The 14,888-nt window shown below is 37.7% G+C and carries 12 protein-coding genes; 4 read left to right on the forward strand and 8 right to left on the reverse strand.

Annotation, left to right across the window (positions count from 1 at the left end; translation table 11 throughout):
• Positions 1–125 precede the first annotated feature (125 nt).
• From V6R96_RS12845 to V6R96_RS12855, 3 genes are all read left to right on the forward strand, one after another.
• Positions 126–503, forward strand: coding sequence for a helix-turn-helix domain-containing protein (locus V6R96_RS12845; RefSeq protein ID WP_223559895.1), 378 nt, complete (start codon positions 126–128; stop codon positions 501–503).
• A 546-nt stretch (positions 504–1,049) separates the two neighbouring features.
• A complete protein-coding gene (locus tag V6R96_RS12850; RefSeq protein WP_262901818.1) occupies positions 1,050–2,219 on the forward strand; it encodes an MFS transporter in 1,170 nt (389 codons plus the stop codon).
• 61 nt (positions 2,220–2,280) lie between these two features.
• A complete protein-coding gene (locus V6R96_RS12855; protein WP_336378728.1) occupies positions 2,281–4,311 on the forward strand; it encodes a TonB-dependent receptor domain-containing protein in 2,031 nt (676 codons plus the stop codon).
• Between the two features lie 64 nt (positions 4,312–4,375).
• On the opposite strand, the gene V6R96_RS12860 is transcribed toward V6R96_RS12855, so the two are convergent.
• Positions 4,376–5,338, reverse strand: coding sequence for a YpdA family putative bacillithiol disulfide reductase (locus V6R96_RS12860; RefSeq protein ID WP_336378727.1), 963 nt, complete (start codon positions 5,336–5,338; stop codon positions 4,376–4,378).
• Positions 5,339–5,456: 118 nt separating this feature from the next.
• Between V6R96_RS12860 and V6R96_RS12865 the strand changes: the two genes are divergently transcribed.
• Positions 5,457–6,101, forward strand: coding sequence for a hypothetical protein (locus tag V6R96_RS12865; RefSeq protein WP_336378726.1), 645 nt, complete (start codon positions 5,457–5,459; stop codon positions 6,099–6,101).
• 217 nt (positions 6,102–6,318) lie between these two features.
• On the opposite strand, the gene V6R96_RS12870 is transcribed toward V6R96_RS12865, so the two are convergent.
• The 7 genes from V6R96_RS12870 to V6R96_RS12900 form a co-directional block, all read right to left on the reverse strand.
• Complete coding sequence (locus V6R96_RS12870) at positions 6,319–7,614, reverse strand: glycosyl transferase family 1 (RefSeq protein WP_336378725.1); 1,296 nt, start codon at positions 7,612–7,614, stop codon at positions 6,319–6,321.
• A 118-nt stretch (positions 7,615–7,732) separates the two neighbouring features.
• Positions 7,733–10,273, reverse strand: coding sequence for a YfhO family protein (locus V6R96_RS12875; protein WP_336378724.1), 2,541 nt, complete (start codon positions 10,271–10,273; stop codon positions 7,733–7,735).
• A gap of 30 nt (positions 10,274–10,303) precedes the next feature.
• Entirely contained in the window at positions 10,304–10,531 is a 228-nt protein-coding gene (locus tag V6R96_RS12880; protein WP_111960786.1) for a hypothetical protein, read from the reverse strand.
• A 161-nt stretch (positions 10,532–10,692) separates the two neighbouring features.
• Complete coding sequence (locus tag V6R96_RS12885) at positions 10,693–11,742, reverse strand: DUF6263 family protein (protein WP_111960708.1); 1,050 nt, start codon at positions 11,740–11,742, stop codon at positions 10,693–10,695.
• A gap of 97 nt (positions 11,743–11,839) precedes the next feature.
• The gene (gene rlmB, locus V6R96_RS12890) at positions 11,840–12,589 is read right to left on the reverse strand and encodes a 23S rRNA (guanosine(2251)-2'-O)-methyltransferase RlmB (RefSeq protein ID WP_336378723.1); all 750 of its coding nucleotides are present in this window, start codon (positions 12,587–12,589) and stop codon (positions 11,840–11,842) included.
• A 118-nt stretch (positions 12,590–12,707) separates the two neighbouring features.
• Positions 12,708–13,181: a DinB family protein gene (locus tag V6R96_RS12895; protein WP_111960714.1), complete on the reverse strand. Its 474-nt coding sequence runs from the start codon at positions 13,179–13,181 to the stop codon at positions 12,708–12,710.
• A gap of 251 nt (positions 13,182–13,432) precedes the next feature.
• Entirely contained in the window at positions 13,433–14,701 is a 1,269-nt protein-coding gene (locus V6R96_RS12900) for a peptide-N-glycosidase F-related protein (protein ID WP_336378722.1), read from the reverse strand.
• Positions 14,702–14,888: the final 187 nt, after the last annotated feature.

Here is a 14,888-nt window from a genome sequence, read left to right on the forward strand (position 1 = left end):
TGTTTTTAAGTTATTAAATATATAATAATTTTCTTGTCACCGCGAAGTGATCTTTAGCAAAACTAAAATAAATTATCTCTCAACATTATAAGAATTTTTATATTTTTGATAAAAATTCTTATAATATGAGTATAGGTACTAAAGTTAGGCAGTATAGAGAAGCTAAAAACTGGTCTCAGGAGGATCTGGCAATACGCTTGGATACCACACAGACTACTATTTCTAATATAGAGTCTGACAAAAATATTCCTAATTCTCTATTATTAAGTAAGATGGCAAAAGAATTAGAAGTAGATATTAATGATCTTTTAAATGATTCTTCCAACAATATTATGTCAAATAACGAATTTAGTGATCATGCTGTTGCAGCTGTAAATCAATATAATCCTATATTTAATATACAATCCCCTGAAATTACTGAGAGTATACTAAAGAATCAGGAACAAATTACAAAACTGATAGAATTACAAAGCAAGCTAATAGAAAGCCTACTTAAAAAATAAAAGCATCTATACAGCAAAACAAGCTGAAGCAGGTTTCCGGAAAATCTGACCAAACGGGTGAAGACCTCCCGAATGAAGCAAAATAATACCACATATAAGGCCCAGAACCTAGGTTCCGGGCTTATTTGTACGCTTATATTTTACGTACTAGAATCTTCCTTTGGGGTTCCGGAGTTTCCGGAAGAGTCTGAAGCCTGTGCGTCGCTGTTATGCAACCGAAACCTAAGGATTTGGAACCTAGACAAACCATTAAAAACTTTGCAGTATCATTCTGTAATGATAGGAGTGGGATTCTCTAATCCTGCTTTTTTGTTTTTAATTGGTTAAATCAAACAGAACCTTAAAGATCATTTCTATTAATTCCTGTCAGTGTATTTTCTTGCCTCTATCAATATGATTGATAAAAAAAGTGCCTTTTAAAAGGCATTCTTGGCCAATTTGCCTATTTTTGCATCTCACTCGAATTTCTCCCCATAAAATAATAATATTGTGAAATTAATTAGCATATATACGGGTTCTTTTAAAGGACTCTCAGAAGAAAGCTGGATGCTGGCGCTGGTCATGCTCATCAATCGTGCAGGTTCTATGGTGCTTCCGTTTTTGGGAGTGTATATGACGGGGCATCTTCATTTCAGCATTGAAAATTCAGGGATTATTTTGAGCTTCTTCGGATTGGGTTCCGTATTGGGCTCATGGCTGGGAGGATTAATTACCGATAAAATCGGAGAATACCGTGTCCAGAGTCTGAGCCTTCTTTTGAGTGTCCCGTTATTCTGCCTGATTCCGCTGTTTAAAACGGAAGTCGGCTTGGCTGCCATTATTCTGATCCAGAGTATCGTAAGCGAGACTTTCCGTCCTGCCAACTCGGTAGCTATTACTAAATATGCTAAACCTCAAAATATCACGAGAGCTTTCTCACTGAATCGGATGGCTGTTAACCTCGGGTTTTCTATAGGGCCCGCATTAGGTGGAATACTATCTGCCATATCTTATGAATTTTTATTTTTCAGTAATGCCCTGGCCGCACTGCTGGCCGGTTTGATGTATATCCGGTTCTTCGGAAAACGTAATAAGCTGGCCTCATTGAAACCGAAAAAAGTAAAAGAAGCCATCGCCGTTAAAAAAGAAAATTCTCCATACCGCGACGGAAAATTTCTGCTTTACAGTTTCTTCTGTATGCTGTTCGCCATTTGTTTTTTTCAGTTATTCAGTACACTGACTATTTTTTATAAGGATACCGCGCATTTAAGCCAGCAGAGTATCGGTTATATTCTAGGCTATAGCGGTTTCCTGATTGTACTCCTGGAGATGGGCTTTGTACAGATCGCAGAAAAATATTTCAACCTTGCCTTTACTTTGTTCATAGGAACTGTATTATGTGGGGTTTCTTATGCAATGTTAGCCTTTGACCATTCCATTCTTACCCTTGTTGTTTCCATGACCTTGCTGTGTATTGGCGAGATTTGGACGCTTCCGTTTATATCTACCATAACCGCACTGCGGTCCGGCGAAAACAACAAAGGGGCTTATATGGGAATGAACGGAATATCGGTGGCCTTAGCCTTTATCATTACTCCTTACGTGGGGACCATGACTGCAGATAAACTGGGCTTCAATACCTTGTGGATAGGAACCGGAGTATTGACTGTGGGTATTGCTGCCGGGTTTTATTTTGTGATTCCCTGGATGCTTAAGAAAAGAGAGATTAAAAGCTAAATATCATTGGATTTTACATTACACATAAAATTACAATAAAAACTTTGCTAGCTTTGTGCTGATGACGAGATTATTAGCATTCTTTTTTATTCTCACTGTGTCGTTTTTCTTTTCGCAGAAAAAGGATACTGCCGTTCTGATATCCGAGGTGAAAATTGATGCTTATAAGAAACCGGTTCTCTTTATGACTTCTACGAAATCTGTTGCCGTTGTTTCTGAAAATCTTCTGGAGCAGAATCCTCCGGAAAGACTTCTGGAAGCAGTCAATCAAATTGCGGGAGCCAGAATGGAAGAGCGCTCACCAGCCAGCTACAGGATATCAATCCGTGGAAGCACCCTGAGATCTCCTTTTGGAGTAAGGAATATCAAAGTCTATCTGGACGCTTTCATTTTATCTGATGCTTCCGGGAATACTTATTTTAATATCATATCCCCGAAGCTTATTAACAGGATGGAGATCTATAAAGGTCCGGAAAGTGGAGATTACGGTGCTGTAACCGGTGGAACGGTGCTTTTGCAAACCAGGAAATCAGATCATTTATCTGCCGGCATTTCTATAGGAAGTTACGGAACTTTTGAACAGAATTTTAATGTTGCCCGTCAGAAAGGAAAACATTTCTTTGAAATTTTTCAGGATTATTACCAGACAGACTCTTACCGTGAGCAATCGACTGTAAAGAGGCAGCAGATCTATCTTAAAGATCATTTTAAATATGCTCCCAGGACCTCGCTGAATACTGTATTATTGCTTGCTGATCTGGATTATGAAACCCCGGGCGGACTTATCCTGCAACAAATGGAATCTGGCAGGAAACATGCAAGGCCAGCTGCCGGCGGGCTTTTAAGCGCAAAGGAACAGAATGCAGGAATCCGTAATAAAATGGTTTTGGCAGGAATTTCACATGAGACTGCCATTAACCCAAATTTTTCACACTTTATTTTAGTACAGGGTTCCTATGTGGATTTTAAAAATCCTTTCATCACAAATTTTGAAAACAGATTTGAAAGGAATTTTGCCTTGAGGACCCATTTAAATTATGAGAAAAACTGGAACAATATATCCCTGGCGTTGAGGTTAGGGTTTGAGGGCGGAAATCAAAATATTCTGGTTAAAAATTACAGCAATAATAAAGGAATACCAGGTAATCCTCAGAATTTTGATCAGTTGAAAAATAATTCCGGCTTTTATTTTCTGTCACAAAAACTGAATTTTAATGAAAAGCTTTTTACCGATATTTCGATAAGCTTAAATTCAAATTCCTACGAATGGGAGAGGATGTATCCGGTTTCAAATATAGGTCGTGTGAAATTTAAAGAACAGTGGCTTCCGAACCTGGGAATTACTTATCTGTTGGGAAAAGGTTTTTCGATAAGAGGAAAAATAGGAAAAGGAAATTCAGCTCCTACAAGTGAAGAAATCCGGTCTTCCAACCAGGAGTTTAATTTTAATCTTGTTCCTGAATCCGGCTGGAATAAAGAGGTTGGTATAAGAAAGCAGTTTGGAAATATTATTTTTATTGAAGGAAGCTATTTTGATTTCAGGATGCAAGATGCCATTGTACGAAGACAAAATGAAAGCGGGCAGGAATATTTTGCCAATCAGGGGAGTATCACGCAGAAAGGGGTAGAAGTTCTTTTAGAGTCTAAAAGTTTTCATCTTAAAAATGAAATATTCAACAGCTTTAAGTTTCGGTTTTCCGGAAGCTTCTATGATTTTAAATTCAGAAATTACAAACAGCTGAATAATGATTTTTCAGGAAATAAGGTTACAGGAGTACCGGACACAATGGTAAACAGCTTATTCAACTTTGTTTTTTTTAAAAATCTTACTGTAGACTATTCTCATTATTATATTTCAAAAATACCTCTGAATGACGTCAATTCTGTCTGGTCAAAATCAAGTCTGGTAGGAAATATCCGGTTAGGATTTCCAATACGGATTGATAGGGCAAAACTGAATCTACATCTACAGATTCAGAACCTTTACAATACAGATTATGTTGCCGGTTTTGATATCAATGCTTTTGGAAGCCGTTTCTATAATCCTGCTGCAAAAAGGAATTTTATCTTCGGAGCCCATGTTGAATTTTAGCAGACTGTAATCACATCAGAATTCGCGAAATTGAATTCAAAATCTATAAAAAGCACAATTAATATTACTTACAAAGTATATTTCCAACAATCATCTGCGCATGAACGCGTGAGTTCTCAATAAACCAGAGATGGGTATCTTTTCCTCCGCATACAACGCCGGCCAGATACAAATTCGGAACATTGGTCTCCATGGTTTCAGGATGATACAGCGGATTCAGACAGTCACCCTGCAATTCTATTCCTGAATTTCTTAAAAACTCAAAATCGGGAAGATATCCGGTCAGCGCCAGGACAAAATCATTTTCAATCTCGCAGTTCTGTCCGTTTTCATCTTTAAAAATGACAGAATTCTCGGTAATTTCTACTATTTCTGAGTTAAAATGAGCCTTGATGCTTCCTTCTGTAATTCTGTTTTCAATGTCGGGTTTTACCCAATATTTTACACTTTTAGAAATTTCGGAATGACGGATGATCATAGTTACATCGGCTCCTTTCCGGTAAGTTTCCAATGCCGCATCCACTGCAGAATTACTTGATCCTATTACAACTACTTTCTGCTTTGCATATGGATAAGGCTCCGTATAATAATGCTTCACTTTCGGAAGACTTTCACCCGGAATATTCATCAGATTCGGAATATCGTAGAATCCTGTGGAAATCACTACATTTTTGGCTCTATAAGCTGATTTTGAGGTTTCAATATCAAAGATATCTCCGGTTTTGGAAACCTTCAGGACTTTTTCATAGAGGTTAATATTGATTTCTTTTTGTCTTGCGATTCCCTGATAATACTCTAAGGCTTCCTGTCTGCCGGGTTTGGGAGCTGTGGAAATGAACGGAATACCATCTATCTCCAGTTTTTCTGCCGTGGAGAAGAAGCGCATATATAAAGGATAATGATATAAGGAATTGACAATAGTTCCTTTTTCTATGATTAGGTAAGTCAGATTATTTTTTTTGGCTTCAAGGGCACAATTGAGACCGATAGGCCCTCCTCCGATAATAAGGATGTCTAAAATTTCCATACAACAAATTTACTTAAAACCATGATATTAAGTGGAAAATTGACAACAGAACTTATCTATCAGGGATATTGTATTGGCATCAGTTTTGGTGTTTTTTATGAATTAAAAAATTGAAAAGATGAAAAACTTCATTATTCCAGTATTGGCATTAACCCTGTTAGTGGCCTGTAAGAAAAATCCTGAAAAACCTGTTCCTAATGTGATAGATTCTATGGCTCAGGCTAAGGAAAAAAATATTGAAACGGCAGCTCAGAAGAAAAAAACGGATGTGGCAGCTGTAAAGACTGCTAATGACGAAATCCTACAGGCTTTAAAAAGTAAAGATTATAAGACTTTCACATCATTTATTCATCCGGAAAAAGGAATCAGTTTTTCAATGTATGGATTTGTAGACCCGAAAGAGGATATGCATTTTTCCAAAGCTGATTTTGAAAAATACCTGCCGACAAAAACTTTATATACGTGGGGAGCACAGGACGGTTCAGGAGATCCGTATAAAGCAACCATCAAGGATTACTTAGCGAAATGGGTTTTCTCCACGGACTTCACGGCATCACAATATTCATTCAATCAATTTCTTGCAGGAGGAAATTCACTTAATAATTTAAAGAAAATATATCCTGGCCAGGACTTCACTGAAAACTATATAAAAGGTTCTGAAAAGAATGGCGGAATGGATTGGAAAACTATCCGCTTCGTTTTTGAAGAATTTCAGGGTAAGCAATATCTGGTGGCCGTTGTCAACGATCAATGGACAATTTAATCTAACCTGTGCTTAAAGGCTTGAAGCTGGAAGAGAGAAGCCGGAAGTTACTAATCTTTGTAAATGAATGATGCTTCGAATCCGCTCAGCATGACATCTCTAATAAATAACTATAAAGTTTAGAAAGTGTTATGCTGAGCGGATTCGAAGCATTTATGGCATTGTATAATGATCCTGAGAATTGACAGGTTTCTTTCCTATCAGAAAATTTCCAAATTTAAGGTAAAATTTCAGCCAGTTTTTTAGTGAGATTTCTCCTAGAAAATTGTTCAATATTCTGAGTGTTTTCAAGAAGATCTCCTTTTTTCCAGAGCTCATATTTCTCTATGATAAAATCTTTGACTGCTTTAGAATTTTCGTAACCGAAATGTTTTCCCGCACCTGTTTCCGCAAGTATTCTTGAAACATCTGCTTCATCCGGACCAAAAGAAATGATCTGCTTTCCGGTCGCCAGGTATTCAAAGATTTTTCCTGGAATAATTCCTTGAGAAGACTCATTCGGGAAATTGGTGATCAGTAACAGATTTGAATTGGCCATCTCTTCAACAGCTTTGTCATGAGAAATATACCCCAGGTTCAGGATATGATTTTTCAGGCTCGAATTTTCTATAGATTGCAGGATTTTATCGTCAACTCTTCCTGCAAACTTCAAAATAAAATAGTCTGCAAACTCTTTATTTTCCTTGACTAACTCATCAAGGACCTTCCAGAGGTTTTCAGGATTTCTCAACTGTTCAAGAACTCCGATATAGCTTAAAGTAAAGGTTGTTTCTTTCTTTTCACCCACCACATTGATTGGAGCTGAATCGCTTTCATCAAATCCATTCGTGATACAAACAGCATTTGCTCCTGCTTTTCTGAAATTTTCAGCATCCGTATAGCTTGTTGCCAATGTTATATCTGCGTTTTTAAAGACGGCACTTTCAAGCTGACGGTGTTTTCTGTCGGAACTTTTGGTGAGTTTTAAATGTTTATAATAAGAAATTTCTGTCCATGGATCACGGAAATCGGCGATCCATTTTAGAGCAGGGAATTTCTTTTTCAATCCCAGGCCAATCATATGAAGAGAGTGGGGCGGCCCGGAAGTGACCACGACATCTATTTTATTTTCTTTTAAATACTGTTCTAAAAATTTTATGGAAGGTTTTACCCAGAATACCCTGGCATCCGGAATGAAGAAATTTCCCCTTACCCAAATGGAAAGTCTGGATTTCCAGCTTTGGTTTTTACCAACATCAAATTGTCCGGCTTTGAACTTTTTATTGCTTTTATTCAGTTTTTCAGCCAGCTGATAAGGTTCCCATATTTTGGTTTTTACAATCTCCAGGTTTTGCGGAACATCTTTTAAAAGACTTTCATCGAGTAAGGGATAACTTGGGTTTTCGGGAGTGTAGATCACGGGATTCCAGCCAAATTCCGGCAGATATTTGGCAAACTTCAGCCATCTTTGAACACCAGGACCTCCCGCAGGAGGCCAGTAATAGGTGATGATCAGTATTTTTTTTTGTTCCATTAATTGAAGATTTGAATATAAGTCTTAATATTCTTAACCACTTAAAAGATTCTTAATGTTTTAAAATTTAACCATTAAGGTTTGAGTTAAGAATTAAGAGTATTAAGTATAACTTCGTTTAGGCTTTTTCTTCAGTTAAAGTTAGCTTTTTCTTATTCTTATTCATCCAGAAGATCCCGAATGCACTCAGTGCGATAAACAATCCAAAGCATAAAAGCGATAGCCATTTACCTTTTTGTATCACTTCTGGTTCAAAGACCATTCTGATGTTGTGAGTTCCTGCAGGAACGTGTACAGCACGCAGAAGATAATCTGCTTTGATGTAAGGAACTTCTTTTTCATCTACAAACATTTTCCATCCATGAGGATAATAGATTTCAGAAAATACAGCCAGCTGAGGGGTTTTCGACTGAGATTTAAATTCCAGTTCATTCGGCTGATATTTCGTTAGATTGATAAATGCCGTAGAATCTGCCTGAACAGGTTTACTGCTGAAATAAGATTTGTCTGAGGATGCAATGACAGCCGTTTTCTTACTGTCGATCACGCCAATAGATTTGATTTCTTCGTCTGGTGTATTCACGAATTTCAGATCGCTTACAAACCATGCATTTCCGTTGGCCTTAGGATTCGGCATGGCCTGAGGCTTTTCCGGACCTCCCATCACCCAGTATTTTGCGTTCAGAAGATTAAGGATATTCGGTACTTTTACAGAGTCCATGATCTGGAAATACTCGTTGATTACATCGTCATATCTTCTCAGTTTTACGGCATGGTATCCTCCGATTGAAGATTTGAAATAAGACGTATTGGTTTCACTGAATGTTCCTAAGATATTATTGAAAACCCTGTAATGTGTTTTGTCTCTTTCCGCAATAGTTTCAAGCGTTTTATTAACGTTGACGTTCGCCAGAATAGATTCTAAGTTCGGATTTCCCTGAACTTTTTCAACCAGCAGGTCTGAACTCTCTGTTTGAAATGGATTTTCAGCAAAAACCTTATCTACATAATTCTCATCATTCAGATAACGTTTGTTTACCGTCCAGAGATCAAATAAACTCACTGCGCCAATAATAATCAAAGCGATATTCTGGCTTAGTTTTTTCTTCATGGTCATGAAAAGAACTGTTGCCGTTATAGCGACATAGATCAATGCTTTTATGGCATCGATTCTGAATAATTTAAATCTCTCATCAGCAAGGTAATCCAATAGGAAAGGCGGGAAATATGTTTTTTCTCCATCCGTATAAAAACCAAGCAGTGATTTTCCGAAAAGAAGAAGGATCAATAAAATTCCTAAAGTTCCTCCGCTTACATATATAAGGATTTTCTTTTTGTATTCCTCTGTCAGTTTTTCGTCTGTAAAGAACCTGTAGATTCCGATAATGGCAATCAAAGGGAATAATAATTCCACAACCACCAATATGGAAGAGGGTGCTCTGAATTTGCTGTAGAAAGGAACGTAGTCTATAAAGAAGTCAGACAGCGGCATAAAGTTGCTTCCCCATGCGAGTAAAACGGTCAAAATGGAAGCTCCGAGGATCCAGTAACGGTATTTTTTCCATGCGAAGAAAAATCCTAATAAAGCAAGGAAACATACGACAGCTCCCTGATAGGCAGGACCTGAAGTTCCCGGCTGGTCTCCCCAATAGGTTACCCCATTGAATCCTTTTGAAATTCGGTCCATTTCAGCCTGTGACCCTACATTTTCCTGGATAAGCTCCTGAACCCTGTTCATCATTTCTTTAGCTTCCGGTTCCTGGCTTCCGCCACCCATTAGCCTTGGAATGAAAAGATTCAGTGTTTCCAGCTTTCCGTAGCTCCACATCAGGATGCTGGTTTTATCCAGTCCTGATTGTCCTGAAGTATGGCTTTCATTCGTCAGAATCTGTTTTCCACGTACCGTTTCTTTGATGTACTCGGAATTGGCCATGATTCTTTGAGAGTTCATCCCGACACCAATTGCGCATGAAGCAGCAATGATTCCTGATGAGATCAAAAAATGCTTCATCGGAGTTTTTTTCTGGATGGCTCTTACCAGTTCGGACAGGAATAAAAATCCTAAGGCCAAAAACAGGTAATACGTCATCTGTGGGTGGTTGGCTGCAATCTGAAGTCCCATAAAAAGGGTCGTTGCAATGAATCCCCAGATGTACTGTTTCCTAATATAAACTAATATAATTCCGGCAAGGAGCGGTGCAAAATACTCGATGGTATTTACTTTACCGTTGTGTCCTGCTGCTATAATAATATAAAAATAGGTAGATAACCCGAAGAAAGTGGCACCCAATAAGGCGTATTTCCAGTTTCTGACGGCTACCATTCCAAGGAAGAAGAACCCTGCAAAAAGCAGGAAAAGATAATTAACCGGTCTTGGCAGGAAGTTCAGGTTGCTGTCGATCTTTTTGATGATGTCACCTTTGAACTGGCTGCCCATCTGATAGGTCGGCATCCCTCCAAACATGGAGTCGCTCCAGTAGGTTTCGTTTCCGGTATCGGCTCTGTAGTCCAGGAGCTCTTTCGCGCCTCCTCTGTACTGTACGATATCATGCTGAAAAAGCTGCTTTCCGGAAAAAACAGGGGTGGAGTATAAAAATGCTAAAACTATAAATACAACTAATGAAATTGCAATATAAATTAAGTTTTTATTTTTAGCCATACGGGTTATTATCTTTTATTTCTTTGGATTTTACCTTTTGTCTTTAGTTTCTTTTACCTCTTCATAGTCAACTGTTTCTGCATCCCAGTTGAGGTTCTGTTTATTCTTATTCGAGTTGTGTAGATCCTGCTGTCTGTTATTATTTTTATTGTTATCAAATCTATAGCTGTAAAAGGTCTTGAAGAAAAGCCTTTTCAGGATATTCCAGACAAAGAAAATAATGATGGCAGAGAGAACTAACTCAAGAATGTACTTCATAATTTCTAATTTAAATTCAAGTTTATGGTTTAAAGCCTGAAGTTTAAAATTCAAGGGTATACAATAATCATGAAAGCAATTATTAATAATAAAAACCTCCTCTCAAACTCTAACACCCTTTCACTCTCAAACCCTCTGACCCTAAAACGTCTTTAATTCAATTATTTTGCAGAAGGATTGACCATTACAGAAGATTTGGAAATACTTTTCATAGACTGTGACTGTTTTCCGTCTGAAATAGTCTCAACCTGTGTTGTTTTTACATCAATGTTCTGGTTGGTAATCCATCCTGTACTTTGGTCAAACTTAATGGTTCCGTTCTGGGAAAGCTCACTGCTAAGACTGTGTGTGATAGGTCCCTGCGTCTTCTTTTCTGTCTTTTTAGGAATTCCTCCTGTTACAGAAATTTCTGCAGCACCGTTTCCTACACTTTTCAGTACATAGTTTGAAGTTACTTTAACGCTTCCGCTTGGATCTGCGTTTTCAGAAGTAGTCCATTTTTCACCGATTTTCACTCCTTTTTTAGGAATAATCGTTAAGTTTTTATTCAGCTGGTCTTTCAAGACTTTTTCATTGAAAGTTTCTTTAAGACTGGCTACCACGCTTGCTTTCTGATTGGCATCTTTGATCAGGGTTCCTACAGCAGCGGCAACTTTGGTATAAACAGCATCGAAACCTGTGATAGAAACTACATTTCCTTTAGTATCCATCTTCATGTTAAGCTTATTCCCGGTCAAAGCTTTGTTGATATTCCAGATCATTTTCAGGTCATCTTCTTTCGGGATAGCCAGTTTGGTGTCTACGATTACTGTTTTACCCTGTGCACTCTGCGAATTTCTTTTTGCTACAAGATTAAGGGTCATATCATACACATTCCCTTTGATGTCATTAACGGTGAAGCTCATTTCATCCGTAGATTCGCTGGTTGCTGTAATCGTTTTTCCCTGAGGATCTTCCATTGTTTTCACATCTCTCTGGTAGGTGGTAAGAGGATAGGTTTTTCCTTTTTCCAGTTTAAATGTCTGAGTGAAAACTCCCGCAGAATCTTTAATGGCAGGATTTTCAGCCACTTTAGCTACAGAATCGGCAGGAACTTCTACCGTAACTGTTTTTCCTGTTTTAGGATCTACTTTAGTGATGGTTGCTGTTTCTTTTTTACAAGATACAAGAGCTATAGATGAGATAAGCATTAATGCTGCTACGTTTTTCATTTAATTTTTTTTAAGTTTAAATTTTACTGATATTTCCGTTCTGTGCATCAATAACAATACCACAAAACATTACGATAAAATACTTATTCGTTACCGATTAAAGATTTGGAGCCGCTACGATTTTCTGTCTTACCGCTTCATACAAAATGGCTCCACATGCTACAGAAACATTCAGAGACTGTGTTTTTCCTTCGATAGGAAGTTTTATTTTTTCGTCTGAATGATGCATGACTTCTTTAGAAATTCCGGTTTCCTCATTCCCCATTACAATAGCGCAAGGTTCTGTGAAATTCACATCATAGATCAGTTTCTGAGCTTTCTCGGTAGCGGCAAATACAGAAATACCGCTCTGCTGAAGGAAATCTACGGCATGCGCAAGATTCGATTCCTTACAGATCTTGATATTGTAAAGTGCTCCCGCAGACGTTTTAATGGCATCTGAATTGATAGGTGCTCCTCCTTTTTCAGGAATAATAATGGCATCTATCCCTACACATTCTGCTGTTCTGCAGATCGCTCCGAAGTTTCTCACATCTGTAAGTCTGTCAAGGATTAAAAGGAAAGGTGTTTTTCCTTCCTCGAACAGTTGTGGAACAATATCTTCCACTTTGTGAAACGGAACATCTGAAATAAAAGCAACCACCCCCTGGTGGTTTTTTCTTGTAAAACGGTTCAGCTTTTCAATTGGAACATAGTTGGGACGAATTTTATTTTTGGCTAAAATCGTTTTCAGCTCAGCATAAATAGGACCTTGAAGTGCATTCTGCACAAAGATCTTGTCAATCGTTTTTCCCGCTTCAATAGCTTCAATTACGGGACGCAGCCCGAAAATAAAATCGTCTTTCATTGAAATTTATTATAAATTATATGGTGAATAGTCAATAGTGAATTTTACTTTGTAAGTCAATTTTGGTATGTATAAAATTCACATCTGACCATTGACTCACGCAGTGAATTCGAATTCACTATCTTCCGTTCTCTCCAAGTATTGCTCTTTTTTGTGCCATGATATAGCCGTAATGTAGGCTTTCATGCATATTGTTGAAGATAATGGCATCCTGAATGCTTTTCAGATCCATTCCAAAACTGGTTGTGTAAGGTGTATAATCTGAAAAGAAGTCGCTGTCATAATCTTTCATTAAAATCTTTGAAGTTTCAGTGAGTAAAAACTCAAGGTCTTCCACTTCAGATTTTTGTACATTCAGGTTAGGGAGAGTTCCTTTTTTGTAGGTTTCGATCCAATATTTATCTATTCTGAAAGGATTTCCACTAAGATAATAATGCAGGAGCTGCTGGGTAGCAACCGTATGCGCAATATTCCAGTACATATTGTTATTGAAACCGTCAGGAATCAGCAGAAGATCTTCATGGGAATTGTTCTGCAGAATACTTAAAAGGTTCTTTCTCACTTGTCTGTGTGCTTGAAAATGATAATTCATTTTGCAAAAATTTTTAATCACCAAAAATAGTTTAATAAACTGGAAGTGACAATTTTTTGGATAAGGGATTGAATTAAATGTTCTTAAATGCTGAAAAAAGATGTTAATTGCTGTGTTCTTTTTATCGATCGTAAAAAAACTCCTCTGAAAAGTATTCAAAAGAGCTCTTTACTTTTTTCAAATTCAAACAATCTGAGTATGGTGTTAATATGATAGTAATTCCGGAAATGTCACGCCGAATTAGATTTTTTTTATTTTTTGATGATTTTATGTTTGAATGTTATTCCATCCTTCATAACAATATTCAGAAAATAGACTCCTGCAGTATACGTTGAAATGTCTATTCTGTTTTCCCCGCGAGTTTCAGCTAATTTTTTCCCGTCAATACTGAAAAGGCTTATCGAAGCTACATCTGTTTTGGATCTTATATTGACGAAATCAGCCGTAGGATTAGGGTATATGCTGACATCTACGGTCTTAATGTCCTTTACGTCCAAGGCGGCATTGCTTTTCCCCTGCATGTAGACGGATAAATAGACATCTCCCTGCTGTTGATTAAAAACAGCAGTTGGAATTGTATGTTTAAGGGTGTGATTTCCAGCGGTTATAGTAGGCAGTGTAAAGCCTCTGACAGGAACTGAGTTACCCGGACACCAGTTATTCCATGAAGTCCATTCTGTAAGTGATTTTGGGACTGCTCCATAAATTCCATTGCCTTGTGTATTGTAAACCCTGAACGGTTCGCAGGAAATTCCTCCGGGAGTATAGGTAAGCATTTGTACATCATCTATATAGGTGTAATTCTGCCTTCTAACATATTCTTCACCACCACTGTTGGCACCGTGAGGAGTGGATATCACATAGAAGCGGGCATTGGTGACTGCATTAGGAAGATTGAAACTGACGATTCTAACGGTTTCACCAGGAACATCGGTGCTGTTATAATTATTTAATCTGCTATAAGTTAATACAGGAACTAGAGCATTGTAGTCTGTGGGTGTGGCTCCTGCATCTGTCGAAAAGAAGGTAAGCGTTCCTGAAAAGACATCGATCCTGCCGGCACATCCTGCAACCTGTGTTTGAGCTGCATAAGGAACGCCAAAAACGTCCAGTTCCATATACATATCATAAGAAGCACGTAATGTGGTATCATGAAATATGCTGTATAAATTACTTAAGTCATATGTATAAGGAACCTCAGTAGGGCTACGGTTTTTGCTCATAAATGGGGTAATGTACCTGCCAACCTCAATTCTTTTCACATTCGCATCGTTAATAGTGTAGGTAGGCTGGTTTTTAGGTATCATGGCTAAATATACGCTTCCCAGACGGTCATAATTATCACACAAAGCACCTATAGTCACTCTCATGGCAATTTTTGCCTTAAAGGAGTTCAGTTCAGCATCTGTAAGTTTTCTGGCGTATCTGGTATTTGATAATCTGATGAGGCCGGCAGGTACCGGATCGGATACTGTGGCTGCGTAACCGTCATAATACACTGCATCTGAAATCAAATTCATTCTGCTTGTTGTTTGCGATTGAAAAAGCCCTGCAAAAAGAATGCTTGTAAAAAATAGCTTTTGATACATATTGTTGGTGTTTACCACAAATATATTAAATATTCGTTTAAAATATTATTATATTGTATTTATAATTCATGTTTTGTTGAAAAATTGAAATTTTATAATTAAATTAGCGCAATGTTCA

Origin of the sequence: Chryseobacterium sp. CCNWLW53 (genome assembly GCF_037083525.1) — a bacterium.
Taxonomy (GTDB): Bacteria; Bacteroidota; Bacteroidia; order Flavobacteriales; family Weeksellaceae; genus Chryseobacterium; species Chryseobacterium lathyri.

Excerpts from the sequence above, each read along its gene's own strand:
- V6R96_RS12885 (WP_111960708.1), bottom strand. The coding sequence starts at position 11,742 with ATGAAAAACGTAGCAGCATTAATGCTTATCTCATCTATAGCTCTTGTA.
- V6R96_RS12870 (WP_336378725.1), bottom strand. The coding sequence starts at position 7,614 with ATGGAACAAAAAAAAATACTGATCATCACCTATTACTGGCCTCCTGCG.
- V6R96_RS12860 (WP_336378727.1), bottom strand. The coding sequence starts at position 5,338 with ATGGAAATTTTAGACATCCTTATTATCGGAGGAGGGCCTATCGGTCTC.
- V6R96_RS12895 (WP_111960714.1), bottom strand. The coding sequence starts at position 13,181 with ATGAATTATCATTTTCAAGCACACAGACAAGTGAGAAAGAACCTTTTA.
- V6R96_RS12880 (WP_111960786.1), bottom strand. The coding sequence starts at position 10,531 with ATGAAGTACATTCTTGAGTTAGTTCTCTCTGCCATCATTATTTTCTTT.
- V6R96_RS12845 (WP_223559895.1), top strand. The coding sequence starts at position 126 with ATGAGTATAGGTACTAAAGTTAGGCAGTATAGAGAAGCTAAAAACTGG.
- V6R96_RS12900 (WP_336378722.1), bottom strand. The coding sequence starts at position 14,701 with ATGAATTTGATTTCAGATGCAGTGTATTATGACGGTTACGCAGCCACA.
- V6R96_RS12875 (WP_336378724.1), bottom strand. The coding sequence starts at position 10,273 with ATGGCTAAAAATAAAAACTTAATTTATATTGCAATTTCATTAGTTGTA.
- V6R96_RS12855 (WP_336378728.1), top strand. The coding sequence starts at position 2,281 with ATGACGAGATTATTAGCATTCTTTTTTATTCTCACTGTGTCGTTTTTC.
- V6R96_RS12865 (WP_336378726.1), top strand. The coding sequence starts at position 5,457 with ATGAAAAACTTCATTATTCCAGTATTGGCATTAACCCTGTTAGTGGCC.
- V6R96_RS12850 (WP_262901818.1), top strand. The coding sequence starts at position 1,050 with ATGCTGGCGCTGGTCATGCTCATCAATCGTGCAGGTTCTATGGTGCTT.
- rlmB (WP_336378723.1), bottom strand. The coding sequence starts at position 12,589 with ATGAAAGACGATTTTATTTTCGGGCTGCGTCCCGTAATTGAAGCTATT.